Annotated in this window: 16 protein-coding genes; 11 read left to right on the top strand and 5 right to left on the bottom strand. The window is 31.8% G+C overall.

The annotated features are described in order from the left end of the window. Positions 1-4: 4 nt before the first annotated feature. The 5 genes from KA867_RS10445 (at position 5) to auxB (ending at position 5051) form a co-directional block, all read left to right on the top strand. Complete coding sequence (locus KA867_RS10445; RefSeq protein WP_210137963.1) at positions 5-1099, top strand: ABC transporter ATP-binding protein; 1095 nt, start codon at positions 5-7, stop codon at positions 1097-1099. Next, positions 1092-1895, top strand: a complete 804-nt coding sequence (locus KA867_RS10440; RefSeq protein WP_210137962.1) for an ABC transporter permease — start codon at positions 1092-1094, stop codon at positions 1893-1895. The genes KA867_RS10445 and KA867_RS10440 overlap by 8 nt, the downstream gene beginning before the upstream one ends. A 5-nt stretch (positions 1896-1900) precedes the next feature. After that, positions 1901-2710 carry an ABC transporter permease gene (locus KA867_RS10435; protein WP_210137961.1) on the top strand — a complete coding sequence of 270 codons (810 nt, stop codon included), beginning with the start codon at positions 1901-1903 and terminating at the stop codon, positions 2708-2710. Further along, positions 2710-3783, top strand: coding sequence for an ABC transporter substrate-binding protein (locus KA867_RS10430; RefSeq protein WP_210137960.1), 1074 nt, complete (start codon positions 2710-2712; stop codon positions 3781-3783). Before KA867_RS10435 ends, KA867_RS10430 begins: the two co-directional genes overlap by 1 nt. 74 nt (positions 3784-3857) lie before the next feature. Further along, positions 3858-5051 (top strand): lipoteichoic acid stability factor AuxB, encoded by a 1194-nt coding sequence (gene auxB / locus KA867_RS10425; protein WP_210137959.1) that lies wholly within the window; start codon positions 3858-3860, stop codon positions 5049-5051. A 240-nt stretch (positions 5052-5291) separates the two neighbouring features. Here the strand turns inward: auxB and KA867_RS10420 are convergent, their stop codons facing one another. Beyond that, a complete protein-coding gene (locus tag KA867_RS10420) occupies positions 5292-6617 on the bottom strand; it encodes an Nramp family divalent metal transporter (RefSeq protein WP_107521390.1) in 1326 nt (441 codons plus the stop codon). Positions 6618-6854: 237 nt separating this feature from the next. Here KA867_RS10420 and KA867_RS10415 point away from each other — a divergent pair, with 237 nt between their 5' ends. Continuing rightward, positions 6855-7367, top strand: coding sequence for a DUF4064 domain-containing protein (locus KA867_RS10415; RefSeq protein WP_210137958.1), 513 nt, complete (start codon positions 6855-6857; stop codon positions 7365-7367). A 735-nt stretch (positions 7368-8102) separates the two neighbouring features. Here KA867_RS10415 and KA867_RS10410 read toward each other — a convergent pair. Beyond that, positions 8103-8714: a YktB family protein gene (locus KA867_RS10410; protein ID WP_210137957.1), complete on the bottom strand. Its 612-nt coding sequence runs from the start codon at positions 8712-8714 to the stop codon at positions 8103-8105. A gap of 247 nt (positions 8715-8961) precedes the next feature. Here KA867_RS10410 and KA867_RS10405 point away from each other — a divergent pair, with 247 nt between their 5' ends. After that, on the top strand, positions 8962-9777 hold the full coding sequence (locus tag KA867_RS10405; RefSeq protein WP_210137956.1) for an inositol monophosphatase family protein: 816 nt from the start codon (positions 8962-8964) through the stop codon (positions 9775-9777). Between the two features lie 194 nt (positions 9778-9971). On the opposite strand, the gene KA867_RS10400 is transcribed toward KA867_RS10405, so the two are convergent. After that, positions 9972-10163 (bottom strand): DUF5325 family protein, encoded by a 192-nt coding sequence (locus KA867_RS10400; protein WP_019469262.1) that lies wholly within the window; start codon positions 10161-10163, stop codon positions 9972-9974. 100 nt (positions 10164-10263) lie between these two features. Here KA867_RS10400 and typA point away from each other — a divergent pair, with 100 nt between their 5' ends. Continuing rightward, a complete protein-coding gene (gene typA / locus KA867_RS10395) occupies positions 10264-12111 on the top strand; it encodes a translational GTPase TypA (protein WP_210137955.1) in 1848 nt (615 codons plus the stop codon). Between the two features lie 610 nt (positions 12112-12721). On the opposite strand, the gene KA867_RS10390 is transcribed toward typA, so the two are convergent. Then, positions 12722-12895 carry a DUF2197 domain-containing protein gene (locus tag KA867_RS10390; RefSeq protein WP_107384369.1) on the bottom strand — a complete coding sequence of 58 codons (174 nt, stop codon included), beginning with the start codon at positions 12893-12895 and terminating at the stop codon, positions 12722-12724. Further along, complete coding sequence (locus KA867_RS10385; protein WP_210137954.1) at positions 12896-13378, bottom strand: hypothetical protein; 483 nt, start codon at positions 13376-13378, stop codon at positions 12896-12898. Between the two features lie 343 nt (positions 13379-13721). On the opposite strand from KA867_RS10385, the gene KA867_RS10380 reads away from it, so the two are divergent. The 3 genes from KA867_RS10380 (at position 13722) to KA867_RS10370 (ending at position 19414) form a co-directional block, all read left to right on the top strand. Beyond that, positions 13722-13997 carry an Fpa/YlaN family protein gene (locus KA867_RS10380; RefSeq protein WP_019469266.1) on the top strand — a complete coding sequence of 92 codons (276 nt, stop codon included), beginning with the start codon at positions 13722-13724 and terminating at the stop codon, positions 13995-13997. A 358-nt stretch (positions 13998-14355) separates the two neighbouring features. Continuing rightward, the gene (gene ftsW / locus KA867_RS10375) at positions 14356-15591 is read left to right on the top strand and encodes a cell division peptidoglycan polymerase FtsW (protein WP_210137953.1); all 1236 of its coding nucleotides are present in this window, start codon (positions 14356-14358) and stop codon (positions 15589-15591) included. Positions 15592-15958: 367 nt separating this feature from the next. Beyond that, positions 15959-19414 carry a pyruvate carboxylase gene (locus KA867_RS10370; protein ID WP_210137952.1) on the top strand — a complete coding sequence of 1152 codons (3456 nt, stop codon included), beginning with the start codon at positions 15959-15961 and terminating at the stop codon, positions 19412-19414. Positions 19415-19465 lie beyond the last annotated feature (51 nt).

Here is a 19465-nt window from a genome sequence, read left to right as displayed (position 1 = left end):
ATACATGAACCCTTTATTGACATTCCAATCAGTAAGTAAAGCTTATGATGGAACTCAAATATTAGATAATATAGATTTGAATATTGAGTCTGGGCATTTTTACACATTATTAGGCCCTTCTGGTTGTGGAAAAACTACAATTCTGAAACTGATTGCAGGCTTTGAACAAGTTGATCATGGACAAATCGTTTATCAAGGAAAATCAATTAATCAAGTTCCTGCTAATAAGAGAAAAGTAAATACTGTTTTTCAAGATTATGCCTTATTTCCGCATTTGACTGTATTTGATAATATCGCATTTGGATTAAAAATAAAAAAATTAAATAAAGAAGTAATTAAAGCTAAAGTGCAAGAAGCTTTAAAATTAGTGAAATTAACTGGCTTTGAAAATAGAATGATAGATGGCATGAGTGGTGGACAAAAGCAACGAATTGCGATTGCGCGTGCTATCGTAAATGAACCTGAGATTTTACTTTTAGATGAATCATTATCGGCATTAGATTTAAAATTAAGAACTGAAATGCAATATGAATTAAGAGAGATTCAATCTAGATTAGGTATTACTTTTATTTTTGTGACACATGATCAAGAAGAAGCATTGGCACTGAGTGATTATATCTTTGTTATGAAAGATGGGAAAATACAACAATTTGGTACACCCACAGATATTTACGATGAACCAGTAAATCGTTTTGTTGCTGATTTTATTGGAGAGTCTAATATTTTGAAAGGTACAATGGTCAAAGATTATGTCGTTAATATTTATGACCAAGCATTTAAGTGTGTTGATATGGGAATTCCTAGTCAACAACAAGTTGAAGTCGTAATCAGACCAGAAGACATTGCATTAGTAAATCCCAACGAAGGATTATTTGAAGTAACTGTTGATTCCATGCTATTTAGAGGTGTACACTATGAAATCAATTGTATTGATAGAAAAGGTTATGAGTGGATGGTACATTCTACAAAGAAAACTGAAGTAGGTAGCAAAGTAGGTTTGTTTTTTGAACCAGAAGCGATTCATATTATGGTGCCGGGCGAAACCGAAGCAGAATTTGATAAACGTATTAATAGTTATGAGGTTAATGATAATGCGTAAAATAAACAGATTTTTATTTATACCATATATCTTATGGATGGTTTTATTTATCGTTGTGCCAGTCATTTTGTTAATTTATTTCTCAATGATTGATATACATGGTCATTTTAGTTTAGATAATTATAAACAAATGCTGACACCAAAATATTTTTTGATGATATGGGACTCTATATTGTATGCTGTGCTAATCACGATGACTACGTTGCTTATTAGTTATCCAGCAGCATACTTTATTCGTACAGCAAAACATCAGAATTTATGGTTACTGATATTAATTATACCTACTTGGATTAATTTACTTCTAAAGACCTATGCATTTATTGGCTTGTTCAGTCATGATGGTATTATCAACCGAATATTATATAGTTTGCATTTACCTAAAGCGGAACTTTTATTTACAGGTCCTGCCTTTATAATTGTAGCAAGTTATATTTATATTCCATTTATGATTTTACCAATTTTTAATAATATGAAGGACATACCAAATAATTTATTACAGGCCTCAAGCGATTTAGGTGCTAGTCGATTAATGACTTTTAAAAAAGTAATTATGCCTTTGACAAAACGTGGCGTACTAACAGGGGTGCAAGTAACATTTATTCCTGCACTTTCTTTGTTTATGATCACAAGGTTAATTGCTGGTAATAAAGTAATTAATATTGGAACGGCGATTGAGGAACAATTTCTTGTAATTCAAAACTATGGGATGGGTTCAACTATTGCGTTGTTTCTCATTCTCTTCATGGCTTTTGTCTTAATCATTACAAATAAAAAATCTACAAATGGAAATGGGTGAATCATATGAAATGGTATGGCAAATTATATATCGGTATATTAATTGCAGTGTTGTATACCCCTATACTGTTTTTAATGTTTTATTCATTTAATTCAGCAGGTAATATGATTCATTTTGAGCATTTTACATTAGCGCATTATCTATCTTTATTTAATAATGACAGGTTATTAGCAGTTATTTTTAATACGATTGCGGTGGCATTATTAGCGGCTGTAATTGCAACGGTAATTGGAACAATGGGGGCCATTGCTTTATATCATTTAAGAAACAAAAAATTAAAAATCTCGTTACTCACTTTAAATAATGTGCTCATGGTTTCTTCCGATGTTGTTATTGGTGCATCATTTTTGATTGTGTTTACGGCAATAGGTCATTTTACAGGTTTAGGTCTTGGTTTTATCACTGTATTAATTTCACATATTGCTTTTTGCATTCCAATTGTAGTGATTATTGTGTTACCCAAGTTATATGAAATGAATGTACATACTTTAGATGCTGCTAGAGATTTAGGTGCTAGTGAATTGCAAGTTTTAAATAAAGTGATGTTACCACATTTGTTTCCAGCAATACTTGGCGGCTTTTTTATGGCATTAACTTATTCTTTGGATGATTTTACGGTTAGTTTTTTCGTTACAGGAAATGGATTTAGTGTATTATCAGTAGAAGTTTATGCTATGGCTAGAAAAGGTATAAGCATGGAAATTAATGCCATATCGACAATACTATTTATAACGATCATCATAAGTATTCTTGGTTATTATTTGATACAAAAATTTATCAAACGAAATAAAGCAATGAAGCAGGTGACACAATAATGAAACGATTTTTACAATTAATCGTGCTTTCAATTTTTGTTGGACTACTATGTTTATTGGTAAGCCAAAAACTCACTGAAAAAGAGCATTCTGCTTCAGGTGAAAAAATTTATGTGTATAATTGGGGAGAATATATTGATCCGAGTTTAGTAAAAAAATTCCAAAAAGAAACTGGCATTGAAGTCGTGTACGAAACATTCGATTCAAATGAAGCTATGGAAGCAAAAATACGTAATGGTGGTACAAATTATGATGTTGCTTTTCCAAGTGAATACACGATAGAAAAAATGAAAAAAGAAGATTTGTTATTACCTTTAAATCATGAGAAAATACCAAATATGAAAAATTTAGATAAAGATTATATGAATATGTCATTTGATAGGGGTAATCATTATTCGGTGCCATATTTTTTTGGGACAGTAGGTATTTTATATAATAAAAATGTATATCCACAAGATAACTTTAATTCATGGGAAAGTTTATATAATCCCAAATATCAAAATGATATTTTATTAGTAGACGGTGCAAGAGAAGTTATGGGTTTAGGTTTAAACAAATTAGGCTACAGTTTAAATGATAAGCAATCAAAACATCTTGCAGAAGTTGAACAAGATTTAAAACAATTAAGCCCTAATATTAAAGGTGTTGTCGGTGATGAAATAACTATGATGCTTGAACAACACGAAGCTAACATTGCGGTTGTGTGGAGCGGTATAGCAGCGCCGATTGTGCAAAATAATAATGATTTTGATTATGTCGTGCCAAAAGAAGGATCAAACTTATGGTTTGATAACATGGTAATTCCTAAGACAGCTCAAAATAAAGCAGGTGCACATAAGTTTATCAATTTTATGTTAGATGAACAGAATAGTAAACAAAATACGGAGTGGGTAGCTTATGCAACACCTAATAAGGCTGCAAGAGCACAATTACCAAAAGACATCAAAGATGATGAACGTTTTTATCCTTCAAAGCGTACACAAGCACGGTTAGAAGTCTATAAAGATTTAGGTAAAGATACACTAAGTGAATATAATGAACGATTTTTAAATTTTAAAATGTCGCTAAATTAAAGCATAGTATAGTAGTTATTTTATCGTTTATTCGATATAATAGTTTGATAAGTAGTATAAGGAGTTGTATAGAAATGTCAGGAGAACAATATACTCAAGTTAGGCGTCCAGTGAGTCGACTAGCAGAAAAGGTATTGGGTTGGTTGAGCTGGATATTCTTACTATTACTAACAATCATCACAATGTTTATTGCATTAGTTTCTTTTAGTAGTGAAAGTTCTATTCAAAATTTAGAAACGTCGTTAAATGGTAATGATTTTATTCAGCAAATATTGGCGAATAATGGATTAAATACGATTCAATTTGTTATTTGGTTACAAAATGGTATATGGGCAGTTATTGTATATTTCATTGTTTGTTTATTAATATCATTTTTAGCGTTAATTTCAATGAATATTAGAATATTATCTGGATTTTTATTTTTAATAGCTACCATCGTCACTTTACCTTTAGTTCTATTATTTGTACCGCTCATTATACCGATTCTATTTTTAATAGTTGCAATTATGATGTTCGCACGCAAAGATAAAGTAGAAATGATACCATCCTATTATTCAGGTGGTTATCGAGGAAGTTATAATGACTATGGTCAAGAAAAAGAAGCAGAACCAAAATATGAGCCAAACCCTGAACCGAGACCTGAGCCAAAATCTGAACCAAATCCACAATATAATGTACAACAAGATACTTCTGACTTAGAACAACCATCAAATCAAGAACAACAATTAAGAAGAGGTGGATATAGTTCCGAAATTGCAGACAAAGTAAATTCGGATATTAATTCAAAAGAGGAAGAACCTCAAGTATTATCTCGACAGGCTAAATACAATTATAAATCAAGAAAGCAGCCAAATGATTTTGATGAAAATCTTCAAAATGAACAAGAGGACGCAAATATCGATAGTGAAGAATCTGAAATAGAAGCTAGACAAAGACAAGAAGCTTTTGAAAAAGAACAACAACTTCAACAAGAAGCTTATGAAGAACAACAGCGAATCAAGCAAGAAAAAGCTGAGGAAGCTGCTAGATTGAAACAAGAAAAAGCTGAAGAAAAAGCTAGAATTAAGCAAGAAAAAAAAGCACGTAAACAGCGTGAAAAAGAAAGACGTAAACAACAACCAAGTGCAGTTAGTCAACGAAGAATGAACTTTGAAGAACGAAAGAAAATCACAAGTCAAACTGCTGAATCATCAGAGATTGATGAAGCAAAAAGTCAATCAAGTAAAACTAAACAAAATGAAGCGGTAGATTCAGATAAAGAAAAATAAAGATTTTATTTGCACTATGCTATACACAAAATAAGAGGGCCAATCCTTAATATGGATTGGCCCTCTTTATATTTAAAATATTTCGATTTTGATCGTGCATGCTTGCCTGGGGATATGGCTCGAGCCTGTAGTCTCTCGCTCATATCATTACCCCGGGCGTCAGCACATTTCAAAACCGCAATTTCGCAAAGAAATCGTCAGTTTTGTTTCTCTGTAAATATTTGAGTTGCAGTCGCATGGTTACATGAGTTCTTTAAATGTTTCTAATATTAAGTATACATTTAATATGCTTAAAATAATGATTAATAGCCATGAAATTGTATTAACCCAGGTTCTGTTTTTAAATTGACCCATTAAATAACGATTATTTGTTGCCAGCTGTAAAGGTATTAATGAGAACGGTAAAGCTAAACTTAAAAATACTTGTGAGAATACTAGCAATTGTTCAATTTTTGCTTCATCACTTTTGAAAATAATGATACAGAATATGATAGGTAAAATTGCAAGTAGACGCGTAACTAGTCTACGTAACCAGTTTGGAATTTTAAGATGCAAAAACCCTTCCATTACAATTTGACCAGCCATTGTACCAGTAATTGTAGAATTTTGGCCTGATGCTAATAGAGCAACTGCGAATAAGGTACTCATAATTGCACCCATAGAAGCTCCTAATACAGGCTGATTTTGTAAAGCGTGATATAAATCGTAGAAACCACCCAATTGATCAGTATTAACACCATAAAATAAGGCAGCTCCTAAAACGAGTAATAAGCAATTAATGATAAATGCAATCGAAAGTTGAATATTAGAATCCATCGTAGCATATTTAATTGCATGTGCTTTTGATTTTAAACTATTTCTATCATACATTCTTGATTGAACAATTGAAGAATGTAGATATAAATTGTGTGGCATAATCGTAGCCCCAATAATTCCTAAAGCAATAAACAATGCGCTATTATTCGTTATTATTTCTTTGCTTGGTACAAAACCAGTTAACACTTCATTGACATGAGGTGAAGCAATAAACACCTCAAATATAAAGATCACAAGTACCGTGAAAATTAACGTACCTACAATCGCTTCAATTTTTCGGAATCCAAATCGCATGATAAAGAGTAATAAAAATACGTCCAATACCGTGATAAGTGCACCGACAAGTAGTGGAATGCCAAACAATAAATCTAATGCTATCGCACTACCGATAACTTCTGCGATATCAGTTGCAATAATAGCTAATTCAGCAATAATCCAAAAAACAAAAGCTAAAGGTTTGTTTAAGTAATATTTTGTAGCTTGTGCTAAATCCATACCTGTCGCTATTCCTAATCTTACCGTCATACTTTGAAGTAACATTGCAGATAAGCTAGAGAGTAAAATTACGAATAGCAAAATGTATCCAAATTGTGCACCACCTTGCATTGAAGTAATCCAATTTCCTGGATCCATGTAACCAACTGCTACTAATAACCCTGGACCTAAATAAGATAATAACTTTTGACTAAATTTACCATTACTATTAATAGAAACCGTATTGTTGATTTCTTCTAAACTTTTATTATGCATTTTTATATTATTAGCCAATAATGATACCTCCTATACTTCTAACTAACTTTTTATAGGTTACTCCAAAAAAAATATTAGGTCAACCTAATAACAAGTAATTATTTAGATAAAATTTTACTGCTTTTAATTTTTTATTAGTAAATTAATATTTTGAAATATAGAAAATAACACTTTGTAATTTTGTAATTTTGTTAAATTTGCTATGATAGTGATAATGAAAGAATAGGAGGAAAAATGATGAATCGGAAAGCAGAAAAAATCCTTGCTTGGATTGCAAACGGTCTTAGTTTATTATTTTTAATACTCATGATTTTGGGACTAATTTTATTGAATTTTCCCGAATCCAAGGAAGCATTAAATCAAATATATGAACAACAAGGTATGTCAATATCGGCAGATGCACTTAAAGCTTCAATATTAATGCAAGGTGGATTTTTATTATTCGCGACGATTCTAGGATTCTGTGGCGTATTTACAATTAAAGGAAACAGAATTTTAGCTGGTTGTCTTTTAATTGCTGCAGCTTTAATTAGTCTTTTTACTGGTAATTTTATTGCGTTAATACTTTGGATTATTGCTGGAATTATGCTATTAGTGAAAAAAGACAAGGGTCAACCACAATATCATAATCAAATACAACAAAATGACTTTAGTGAAGATGCCAAAGATATTGGTCAACGACAAAAGAGTGATATGAATCCAGAACAAGAATTAAAAAAGAAAAAAGATGAGGATCCTTATATTTATTAAGTTATGTGAAAAGGCTTAGTAATAAATGATCTATAAAAACTGAAAATATACGCTAACTGCTAACAAAGTATTAACTATGTTAGCAGTTTAGTTGTTAGTACAAATTTTGATTTTATATACAATACAAATTCAGGAGTTTAAGACACCATCCTTTTTTCTTGATTATATTAATAACAAGATAGATATCACAACATGCTAATGTATTATTTATAAACGTAAAACAGCGACAACTTCTATTTTAAATAGAAATTGTCGCTGTTTATAGTCTAAAATATTTATATCTTAGTTCAGACTATCGACAAAGCCTCCGACTTTGTTGGCAGTTTTTTTTATGCACGCTTTCCGCGGGCACTGCCTTAGCCTGTAGTCTTCGGCTAGTGCTATTCCCGCAGGAGTCGGCATAAATCACTGCTAATATCACACTAAAATATTACTAATTCAAAGACTATCTTGTCTCATTGATTTGAATTTCTAAAAATTGAGATGAGAAAGCCACCTTTTTATAAAAGGTGGTTCAGACTGTCGACAAAGCCTCCGACTTTGTTAGCAGTTTTTTATGCACGCTTTCCGCGGGCACTGCCTTAGCCTGTAGTCTTCGGCTAGAGCTCTTCTCGCAAGAGTCGTCCCAAATCACTGTCAATATTATAATATATGTAAATTAAGCAGTGGTGGTGTTTATTATGTTGAATAAATCTATTGATATCTTAGTTTATTTATAGAATTAAAAATAAAACTTTAGTTGTAAAATTTTAATAGCTGTTCGAAGGTTTCTTCTAAAAAGTTTAAAAAGGTTTTATCTGTTTTTAATTCGTCCGCATTTGGAGCAAGGGTACGTGCAACAAATAATTCACCTTTTTTTACTTTTTTAACACGATCAATTGCACTTTGTATTTCATCATCTGACATATCTTTAATATATGTTTTTTCTTGAGACATGTGGTCCAAGCTTAAGCTATAATCAGATGGTAAATTTCTAAGTGAATGAAATTGTTCTTCAAAAACCTTCACACGCTGTGCTTTATCTTTTGCTTCATGCATAACACCGTACATGACAAATAATTGGTTTTCAAAAAGACCTATTTGAAAATGTGGTAACATTTTATAACCGCGATTGTTGGTTGCAAAAGCGACCCATGTATCTTTAGGTGGATTTACACTTCGTCTTGCATGTTTAGCAACGTGTGGATAAAAAACTTCTCCAGTTGTTGCCTCTAAATATTGAGAAAAATATTCTCCTAGTTCATGCAATTGTGGTCGAACATGTTTATTCAAAGCTTCCATTCTGTTATCTAAACCATCAACAGTAAATGCTTTGAAATCGTTTGTTTTAAATATATATTTAGCCATTTTAACCTCCTAGTGTGCATCTATTCGTTTATATTTTAGCATAATTATAACACTATAAACATTGACTTTGTTTTTTTATTTGAACAATCGCACATTGTACAGCAACGTGTATAAACCTATGAATTAGGGTAAAAACATAGTATTATTAACTAATATGATATTACATACAATTGACTATTTTAAATATATAGTTCTATATCTTATTAAATATTAATGAAAAGTGAGTCGTAAAAAGGAGAGGGATACAATGACTGTTTATGAGTTTGCAAAAGGCCTTATTTTAGAAGCGGGCATCAATGTAAAAAAAATCATGAAAAAAGGTATAGAAATAGAAACTAAGTCAAATCCCAATGATTTAGTGACAAATGTTGATAAAGCGACAGAAAAATATATTTTTGACAATATCAAGCAGACTTATCCAGAGCATTTAGTGATTGGTGAAGAAGGACATGGACATGACCTTAAAGATGAATCAGGCATTGTATGGGTTATTGATCCAATTGATGGAACGTTGAATTTTGTACACCAAAAAGAAAACTTTGCAATTTCTATTGGTATATTTAATGATGGTAAACCATACGCAGGATTTGTATACGATGTTATAAATGATAAACTTTACCATGCAAAAGTTGGTGAAGGTGCATTTGAAAATGGCAACTTGCTACCTGCAATTCAATCGAGTCCCTTAAGTACAAGCATAATTGGCATCAATCCTAATTGGCTTACAAAACCAAGATTGGGTGAAGTGTTCAAACCAATTGTGGACGAAGCTAGAAGCGCGAGAGCTTATGGTTCAGCTGCGCTAGAAATCATTCATGTTGCTACTGGTAAATTAGGAGGCTACATTACACCAAGATTACAACCTTGGGATTTTGCTGGCGGTTTAATCATACTGCAGGAAGTAGGTGGCATTGGTACAGATTTAATGGGTGACACCTTGTCTATATATGAACCAAGTTCCATAGTAATGGCAAATCCACAATTACATGCGGAATTATTAGAATTTCATTTTCAAAAAAATAATGAAATCATCGAAGCATTACAAAAACGTTTGAAACATTAAGTTAACCACTTTAATCATACTATTAGGCAAAATTTTATATCTTTAAGTAAAAGATATATGAAAAAACAATGAATAAGATAACGAGTAGAGAACAAAACAAAAACTTTAATTCATTTTTAAAATTTAAGTCAACGTAAAAAAAGGACAGAAAATACATTTTCAAAATGATTTTCTGTCCCTATTTATTTTGACAATTATAGCCAGTTATTTTCACGATATTTCTTTTTTAAAGTGAAACCGTACCCAAATGTTGCAATGAATAGTATAAATGTTAAAATCATCATTGGAACATTTGTAGCAGCGATACTAAAGCTAAATAAAAGCAATAATATAACAGCTATGATAGCGAGTACCCAGAATATTGATTTAGATTTTTTTTGTTGCATCCCAACCACACCTTTATAGTTTTCTTTAACCAATTATATGATATAATAAAAAAGTTGCAAAGAAAAGTGGGAATTTACTCGAGAAAGGAAATTGTATAAAATGACTAAAATAAGAGAAGATGTTCGTAATATCGCAATCATCGCTCACGTTGACCATGGTAAAACAACATTAGTAGATGAATTATTAAAACAATCAGGAATATTCCGTGAAAATGAGCATGTAGATGAAAGAGCAATGGATTCTAACGACATAGAAAGAGAACGAGGCATAACAATTCTTGCTAAAAATACGGCAATTAATTATAAAGATAACAGAATCAATATTTTAGATACGCCAGGACACGCCGATTTCGGTGGAGAAGTTGAACGTATTATGAAAATGGTTGATGGTGTAATCTTAGTTGTAGATGCTTATGAAGGTACAATGCCACAAACACGTTTCGTCTTGAAAAAAGCACTTGAACAAAATTTAAAACCTGTAGTAGTTGTAAATAAAATTGATAAACCTGAAGCTAGACCAGAAGGTGTAGTAGACGAAGTATTAGACTTATTTATTGAATTAGAAGCTAACGATGAGCAATTGGATTTCCCTGTTGTTTATGCATCAGCTGTTAATGGTACTGCAAGTTTAGATTCTGAAAAACAAGATGAAAACATGCAATCACTTTACGAGACAATTATTGATTATGTACCAGCTCCAATTGATAATAGAGATGAACCGTTACAATTCCAAATAGCATTATTGGATTATAACGATTACGTTGGACGTATTGGTGTAGGACGTGTGTTTAGAGGAACGATGCGTGTTGGTGATAGTGTATCTTTATTAAAATTAGATGGCTCAGTTAAGAATTTCAGAGTAACTAAAATTTTCGGTTATTTCGGATTAAAACGTGAAGAAGTTGAAGAAGCTTATGCTGGTGATTTAATTGCTGTTTCAGGTATGGAAGATATTAACGTAGGTGAAACTGTAACACCTAATGATCATCAAGATCCTTTACCAGTTCTAAGAATTGATGAGCCTACATTGGAAATGACATTTAGAGTGAATAATTCACCATTTGCTGGACGTGAAGGTGACTTCGTAACATCTCGTCAAATTCAAGAACGTTTAGATGAACAATTAGAAACAGATGTATCATTAAAAGTAACTCAAACAGAATCACCGGATAAATGGATCGTTGCAGGACGTGGGGAACTACATTTATCTATTTTAATTGAAAATATGAGACGTGAAGGTTATGAATTACAAGTTTCTAAACCTCAAGTTATCTTAAGAGAAATTGATGGCGTTAAATGTGAACCATTTGAACGTGTGCAATGTGAAGTACCTCAAGAATATACAGGTGCTGTCATTGAGTCATTAGGACAACGTAAAGGTGAAATGTTAGACATGGTGACAACGGATAATGGTTTAACTCGTCTTATATTCATGGTTCCAGCTCGTGGTTTAATCGGTTATACTACTGAGTTTATGTCACAGACACGTGGCTATGGCATTATTAACCATACTTTTGAAGAATTCAAACCTCGTGTTAAAGGCCGTATAGGTGGTAGAAGAAATGGTGCGCTTGTTTCAATGGATAAAGGTCAAGCAAGTTCATATGCGATTATGGGACTAGAAGATCGTGGTACAAACTTTATGGAACCAGGAACTGAAGTTTATGAAGGTATGATTGTTGGTGAACACAATCGTGAAAATGACTTAACAGTAAATATTACGAAAGAAAAACATCAAACTAACGTACGTTCAGCTACAAAAGATCAAACAGTTACAATGAAACGACCAAGAAAATTAACTTTAGAAGAAGCATTACAATTTATCAATGATGATGAATTAGTAGAGGTAACACCTGAAACGATTCGTATTAGAAAAACAATTTTAGAAAAAGCAGCGCGTGAAAAAGAATCGAAACGAATCAAACAATTAATGCAAGAAGAAGAATAATTAGTAAATTTTCAAAATAACGAGAGATAAATATCGTTGATTCACATGACAATGTCAATTTCTATTGGAATAATATAGAGATTGACATTGTTTTTTTTATGACATTATATCGTTGAGTAAACAGATAATGAGTGGTGTTTAGTAATAAAGTCAGTTCAAATTTCAATCTTCTAATTTGAAGGATTTAGTATGAGATGTGTTGCATTAGAGTATAACTATTATATGTATTACACTAAGGTAAATTGATTTAATTGCATTTATTAAAGTGTAGGTAAATACTTTGATTGTGTGGTGAATGCCTAGAAAGTGATCAATGAGATTTAAAATAATTTTCATTGATCAACGTTAGCGTGTATATTTGTATTTACATGCTAAGTATTGTTTCACATCAAGAAAGTAATTAAAAAAGAAACGTTGATATAAAAAAACATGAAAGTTTCAAATTAATAGAAACTTTCATGGGGTAAATTTTTAGAATTAAACGATCCGTTTAATTTGTAATATTAATAATCATTGACAATCGTCGTGGACTTCTTTCAACGATTACTAATATTATGATGACAGGTTTTAATTTTTCGGTTAAAACAACATTAAGGTTATAAAAAATATGTTATCGATGGTCGAAAGTGCTTTCTTGTTTTCGTTGTTTTGGGGTATCTAGACGACTTTTACATTCGTCACACATAAAAGTGTGCATTGGATCATTTCTTAATCTTTTAGCTTCTAATGTATTTTGATCAATGAATACTTCAGTATCACAGATAATACATTGCACTTTTATCATTTAAATCACCTCGATATGAGTAACATACTTGAACTCATATGAATAACCTTGTTCTGGTATATAGACAAAACTATCAACGAAGTTATCGTCATAAAGTCTTTTGCCATCACGAGCAAATTGGAAGAAAAGATATGGTAGTAGGTCTATTGGTACTTCCATAGAAGCTTCATCATTAAACAGACGTATTGCTTTTGCATGATCATGTGGTTCAGCATTTTTGAAAAATGGTGACATATTAATTACAAATGAATCTTTTAAAACTGCTCTTTTTCGATATTTAATTTCTGAATTTAGTGTTGGAGGATTTGTTTGTCCTTCTAAGATTGCACGATTCCATTCGCGGTTGTCATTGAAATTGATAGGTTTAGTACCATCAAATACACCATTCTCTAAATCTTCTAATTTAACTTTTCTATCATCAAATATCCAAGTAGTACTGTCTAAAGTAATTGGAAATTTAACTTCGCCCTTAATTTGAATCATAATCCCACTCCTAATATATTTTAAAAATTTTAAATAAAACGATTCGACAACAAGTTCAGTCGTTACAATAATTGACATTTTTGTGAATTTGAACATAATTAAATAGTTTGTATCATTGAAGACGCATCGCAAAATTAAAAATACCTATTGTTTGAACGCTCATATCACAATGAATTGTGTAGTTCGTTTTATTAATTGTATATGTAACTAAAATAAATATATCACTAATTCCAATATTATCATAAATAACTAGCCTTAGTATATTACTGAATTCACTTGCTTTTTCTGTATCAGTAAGATAAACTTTTACATATAAAGTTACAATTGATAGGGGGAGTATGTCATGGTAAAGGGCCAAAAATTAAACAGTGCGGCATATGACCAATTAAATAAAGATGCAGACAGGATTCTTCAATTGATTAAAGTTCAAATGGATAATCTTACATTACCTCAATGCCCATTGTATGAAGAAGTTCTTGATACACAAATGTTTGGTTTACAAAAAGAAGTTGATTTTGCTGTTGAACTAGGCTTAGTGGATAGAGAAGCGGGCAAAGATTTAATGCTTCGTTTAGAAAAAGAATTGTCTAAATTACACGAAGCATTTACAAACGTTTAATTGGATTCGCTAATTTTGAAAAGTATAAATTTATTTTTACTAGATAAAATGATATAAAACGAATTAAAGTAGTTAAAAAACTACATAAGATATTTGAAGTGGCTAAGATGTCAATATTATATTGATTGTATCGTAGCCACTTTTTTTGTTGGATAATAAATGATGTTACGCTTTGATAATGATTGAACAACAGATTATATTTGTTCGAAAAATGAATACATTTTTTGATATACTATTAAAGGTACAATGAAATTTTAAAACAATTTCAGTATTTGGATTAATGAAAATGATTGAAACGTTTATTAAAAAATGATTAATATGTAAAGAATATATAAAATAGAATTGGATGATATGTCGAATGAATAACATAAAGAATTTTTTTCAGTATATTAGCAAGAATGCTAAATATATTGACTATCCGTTAGTAATTACATATTTGTTGTTATGTCTCATTGGCTTAGTCATGGTATATAGTGCAAGTATGGTTGCAGCCACTAAAGGTTCTTTAACAGGTGGTGTACCTGTAACAGGAACATATTTTTATACTAGACAATTAATGTACGTAATTATGAGTATCATTCTTGTTTTTTTTATGGCATTCGTAATGAATGTGAAGTTACTAGAAACGATTAAGTTTCAAAAATGGATGATGCTTGGCATTATCTTATTGTTAGTAGCAACTCTATTAGTAGGAAGTAATATTAATGGTTCAAAAAGTTGGATTAATTTAGGTTTTATGAATTTACAAGCATCAGAATTATTAAAAATTGCCTTGATATTATATATTCCATATATGATTGAAAAGAAAAGGCCAAAAGTTTTTAAAAATCCTAAACTTATGACTTCTCCAATTATTTTATCTGCTATTTGTATCGGTCTTGTATTTTTACAACGCGATGTTGGTCAAACATTATTAATATTAATAATTTTTTTCTCAATCCTATTTTATGCAGGTATTGGAGTTCAAAAATCGCTAAAATATGGATTAATGATACTCACAGGTATTGTACTCATTGGTGGCTTGTTTTTACTGATAGGACTTGTGCCAGATTATTTAACTGCTAGATTTAGTACGCTTACAGATCCGTTCAGCAATGAAGGAGGTACAGGTTATCATATTTCTAATTCATTAATTGCAATTGGTAATGGCGGTTTATTAGGCCGCGGTTTAGGAAACAGCATTATGAAGTTAGGTTACTTGCCTGAACCACATACTGACTTTATTTTTTCTATTATTTGTGAGGAACTTGGACTTGTTGGAGGACTAATTGTCATTTGCTTATTATTCTTTATTGTATATAGAGCATTTGAACTTGCGAGTAAGACGAGTTCATACTTTTATAAACTGGTTTGTGTAGGTGTTGCTAGTTATATAGGTAGTCAAACATTTGTCAATTTAGGTGGTATTTCAGGTACGATTCCTTTAACTGGTGTTCCATTACCATTTATTAGCTTTGGTGGGTCGTCAATGATCAGTCTAAGTATTGCAATGGGACTATTATTAATTACCGCTAAACAAATTAAAGTTGATGAATCAAAAAAAAGACAACAACGTAAACATACGCAACATTTTAGCGTTCCTAAAAATGGTTAATACGCGCAAAATAAGCAAACGATTCAACATTCAGATGTTGAAAACGTTTGCTTATTTTTTTAACGATATCAGCTACTTTTGAAAAACTTAGCAAATATAACGCTTTTAATAAGTTAAAGTTATCAATAATGATAACTTTGTGTTATGTTAGTTTTGTGATATAATCTCTTTTAAATGCGATAGGTATCAAATTTTAAGTACTCATTGCACTAAAAAGGAGATTGCTATGTTAAAAATAAAAGCATTAATCATATTGTAATTTTAAATAATGTGAAAACTATTTTACTGTATACATAGTTCGTATTTTGCTATAATCAATTTTATATTCAACTTTTTAGAAAATTCAAAATTTAAGGGGGACCATGATTTGAAACAAATTAATAAACTTATGGTAGCCAATCGTGGAGAAATAGCAATAAGGATTTTTAGGGCTGCAACAGAATTAAATATAAAAACGGTTGCGATTTATTCAAATGAAGATAAAGGATCATTACATAGATATAAAGCTGATGAGTCATATTTAGTTGGGAAAGACTTAGGACCAGCAGAATCATATTTGGATATAGAACGCATCTTAGATGTTGCGAAGCGTGCAGGAGTGGACGCAATTCATCCTGGTTATGGATTTTTAAGCGAAAATGAAACCTTTGCCAAACGTTGCCAAGAAGAGGGGATTAAGTTTATCGGACCACGTGTCGAACATTTAGACATGTTTGGTGATAAAGTTAAGGCAAGAACTACAGCAATTAATGCTGATTTGAGAGTTATTCCAGGTACAGATGGACCAATTGATAGTCAATCCGATGCAATTGCTTTTGCAAATGAAGCTGGCTATCCTTTGATGATTAAAGCTACAAGTGGTGGCGGTGGAAAAGGTATGCGTATTGTGCGTTCCGAAGATGAATTAGAGGAAGCGTTCCACAGAGCAAAATCTGAAGCGGAAAAATCTTTTGGTAATAGTGAGGTTTATATTGAAAAATATATAGATAATCCAAAGCATATTGAAGTACAAGTCATTGGGGATGAACATGGTAACATTGTTCATTTATATGAACGTGATTGTTCTGTTCAAAGACGTCATCAAAAAGTTGTTGAAGTCGCACCATCTGTTGCACTTACTGATGATTTGAGAGAACGTATATGTGACGCTGCGATTCAATTAATGGAGAAAATTGAGTACGTGAATGCTGGCACAGTTGAATTTTTAGTATCTGGAGACGATTTTTATTTCATAGAAGTCAATCCACGTGTACAAGTTGAGCATACGATTTCTGAGATGGTGACTGGCGTAGATATCGTTAAAACTCAAATTCTTGTAGCTGATGGTGAAAAGCTATTTGATAATGAAATTGGCATGCCACAACAAAAAGATATTCAAACATTAGGTTATGCAATTCAATGTCGTATTACAACTGAAGATCCAACAAATGACTTTATGCCAGATACTGGTAGAATTATAGCTTATCGTTCAAGTGGTGGCTTCGGGGTCAGACTTGACGCAGGTGATGGTTTCCAAGGTGCTGAAATTTCACCGTATTATGATTCATTACTTGTAAAATTATCTACACATGGTATGACATTTAAACAAGCAAATGAAAAAATGGACCGTTCTTTACAAGAAATGCGTATTCGTGGTGTGAAAACAAATGTGCCATTTTTAATCAATGTTATGAGAAATACACAATTTAAGACTGGCGACTACACAACTAAGTTTATCGAAAGTACGCCAGAATTATTTGATATTGAGCCTACATTAGATAGAGGTACGAAAACGTTAGAGTATATTGGTAATGTATCTATCAATGGTTTTCCTAACGTAGAAAAAAGACCGAAACCAATTTATGAAACGTCACCAATCCCTCAGGTTCCAAAAAAGGTTGTCGAAAAATTTGAAGGCACGAAGCAGTTATTAGATCATAAAGGACCACAAGCAGTTGCAGAATGGTTGAAACAGCAAGAGGATGTATTAATTACAGATACTACTTTCAGAGATGCACATCAATCATTGTTGGCTACACGCGTACGAACTAAAGATATGATGAATATTGCTTCTAAAACAGCTGATGTAATGAAAGATAGTTTTTCATTAGAAATGTGGGGCGGTGCAACATTTGATGTTGCTTACAACTTCTTGAAGGAAAATCCATGGGAAAGACTTGAAAGATTGAGAAAAGCGATTCCAAATGTATTATTCCAAATGCTTTTACGTGCATCTAACGCTGTTGGCTATAAAAATTATCCAGATAATGTCATTAAAAAATTTGTGAAAGAAAGTGCTGATGCAGGTATAGATGTCTTCCGTATTTTTGATTCGTTAAACTGGATAGATCAAATGAAAGTTGCAAATGAAGCAGTTCAAGAAGCAGGTAAAATTTCAGAGGGCGCTATTTGCTATACAGGAGATTTTTTAAATGCAAATCGTTCTAATATTTACACGTTAGATTACTATGTAAATATGGCGAAAACACTCGAATCAGAAGGATTCCATATATTAGCTATTAAAGATATGGCTGGTTTATTAAAACCGAAAGCAGCTTACGAATTAATCGGTGAGTTAAAAGCAGCAGTTGATTTACCAATTCATTTACACACACATGATACGAGTGGTAATGGACTATTAACTTATAAAGAAGCTATTGATGCAGGCGTAGATGTTATTGACACAGCAGTTGCATCAATGAGTGGTTTAACAAGTCAACCAAGTGCTAATTCATTGTATTATGCACTGAATGGTTTCGGTAGAAGCATGCGTGCAGACATTGATGGAATGGAAGAATTGTCACATTATTGGGGTACTGTACGTCAATACTATAGCGATTTCGAAAGTGATATTAAATCACCTAACACAGAAATTTATCAACATGAAATGCCGGGTGGACAATATTCTAATTTACGTCAACAAGCGAAAAGTTTAGGCTTAGGTAACAGATTTAATGAAGTAAAAGATATGTATAAGCGTGTTAATTTCTTATTCGGTGATATTGTTAAAGTAACACCTTCATCAAAAGTTGTTGGCGATATGGCCTTATACATGGTTCAAAATGATTTAGATGAGCAATCCGTAATCAAAGATGGACATAAATTAGATTTCCCTGAATCAGTAGTATCATTTTTCAAAGGAGAAATTGGTCAGCCAGTTAATGGATTCAATAAAGACCTTCAAAAAGTAATATTGAAAGGTCAAACACCATTAACTGAACGACCAGGTGAATATTTAAAGCCAGTTGATTTCGAAACAGTAAGACAAGAATTAGAGGAAAAACAACAAAAAGAAGTCACTGAACAAGATGTAATCAGTTATGTGTTATATCCAAAAGTGTATGAACAATTTATTGCGACGCAAGAACAATTTGGAAATGTATCACTTTTAGATACACCAACATTTTTCTTTGGTATGAGAGCTAATGAGACTGTAGAAATAGAAATTGATACAGGAAAACGATTAATTATTACACTTAAAACGATTACGGAACCTGATGAAAAAGGTGTACGTACAATATTTTATGATATGAATGGTCAGGCAAGACGTATTTTCATACAAGATGAAAATGTTAAAGCCAATGCAAGTGTCAAACCCAAAGCAGATAAACTAAATCCAAATCACATTGGCGCACAAATGCCAGGATCAGTTACTGAAGTAAAAATTGCTGAGGGTGAATCTGTGACGAGTGGACAAGCATTATTGATCACTGAAGCAATGAAGATGGAAACAACGATTCAAGCACCGTTTGATGGAGTCGTAAGAAAAGTGACAGTTCAAAATGGCGATGCCATTGAAACAGGTGACTTATTAATAGAAATTGAAAAAGAACAAGAAGATTAAACAAAAAATGGCTGTGATACGGTTAATGTATCACAGCCATTTTATATGTTA

It is taken from the genome of Staphylococcus sp. GDH8C109P (genome assembly GCF_017893405.1).
Lineage (GTDB): Bacteria > Bacillota > Bacilli > Staphylococcales > Staphylococcaceae > Staphylococcus > Staphylococcus cohnii.
Note: the sequence above shows the minus strand (reverse complement) of the source record. Positions and strands in the feature narration are given on the sequence as shown.